This is a genomic window from Nocardia sp. NPDC058497 (assembly GCF_042720195.1).
Lineage (GTDB): Bacteria > Actinomycetota > Actinomycetes > Mycobacteriales > Mycobacteriaceae > Nocardia.
In genome coordinates this window covers 1-1,211 of the sequence record NZ_JBHXMY010000406.1, presented here as the reverse complement: position 1 = coordinate 1,211, position 1,211 = coordinate 1, and the positions used below count along the sequence as shown (strand labels likewise).

The 1,211-nt window shown below is 70.9% G+C and carries 1 protein-coding gene; it reads right to left on the bottom strand.

Going from position 1 to position 1,211, the window contains the following annotated elements:
- Positions 1-105: 105 nt before the first annotated feature.
- Positions 106-1,056 (bottom strand): 2,3,4,5-tetrahydropyridine-2,6-dicarboxylate N-succinyltransferase, encoded by a 951-nt coding sequence (gene dapD / locus ACFWPJ_RS23290; protein WP_378854508.1) that lies wholly within the window; start codon positions 1,054-1,056, stop codon positions 106-108.
- Between the last annotated feature and the right edge of the window lie 155 nt (positions 1,057-1,211).

The window sequence follows — 1,211 nt, the reverse complement described above, 5'->3', positions numbered from 1 at the left end:
TTGTGTCGCCGCGCCCGCGGGGGGGTTTGGGGCGGGTGTTCCCCCCTTGGGCCTGTGGGCGCCCCCCCCCCTGGTGGGGTGGGGGCCCCCCCCCGGGAACGAAACTCAGTCGTTGGCGTGCAGTGCGGCGTTGAGCTCGATGCCGGTGCCCTTGCGCGGGACGACCTCGACCGCGCCGGTGGTGGAGTTGCGGCGGAACAGCAGGTTGTTCTGCCCGGCCAGGGTCGCGGCCTTGACCACGGTGCCGTCGGGACCGGTGACCTTGGTGCCCGCGGTCAGGTACAGACCGGCCTCGAGGACACAGTCGTCGCCGAGCGGAATGCCAAGGCCCGCGTTCGCGCCGAGCAGCGAGCGCTCACCGACCGAGATCACGGTGGTGCCGCCGCCGGACAGGGTGCCCATGGTGGACGCGCCGCCGCCGATGTCGGAGCCGTCGCCGACGACGACGCCCGCCGAGATGCGGCCCTCGACCATCGAGTTGCCCAGCGTGCCCGCGTTGAAGTTGACGAAGCCCTCGTGCATGACGGTGGTGCCCGAGGCGAGGTGCGCGCCGAGGCGGACCCGGTCGGCGTCGCCGATGCGCACGCCCGACGGCACGACGTAGTCGACCATCCGGGGGAACTTGTCGATGCTGAGCACGGTGACCGGCCCGCGGGCGCGCAGCTTCAGCCGGGTCTGCTCGAAGCCGTCCACCGCGCACGGACCGTGATTGGTCCACACGACATTGCTGAGCAGGCCGAACTGGCCGTCGAGGTTCACGCCGTGCGGCCGCACGAGACGGTGCGAGAGCAGGTGCAGGCGCAGGTAGACGTCGTGCGCGTCGACCGGGGCGGCCGACAGGTCGGCGATCGTGGTGCGCACCGCGATCACCTCGACGCCGCGCGCCGCGTCGACGCCGAGCAGCTCGGCGAACTCGGGCACCTCCGCCGCGTCGACGCGCTTGGAGCCGGTCTCGGTGAACTCGCCCAGCTCCGGGCTGGGGTACCAGGTGTCGAGGACGGTTCCGTCCGAGGTCACATTGGCGATGCCGACGGCAGTTGCTCCCTGAATACTCACGTCCCCTATTTTGCCGGTTCGGTCGCGTGCGGTGTGCGCTACCCCTCGCGATCCGGCGAAAGACGAAGGGTGGGGGGGCCGAAAACTGCCCCCCCCCCACAATCGGGGGGGGGGGTTTTAAAAAAAGAGGGGGGCCGCCGAAGAAGTAGGGGTTT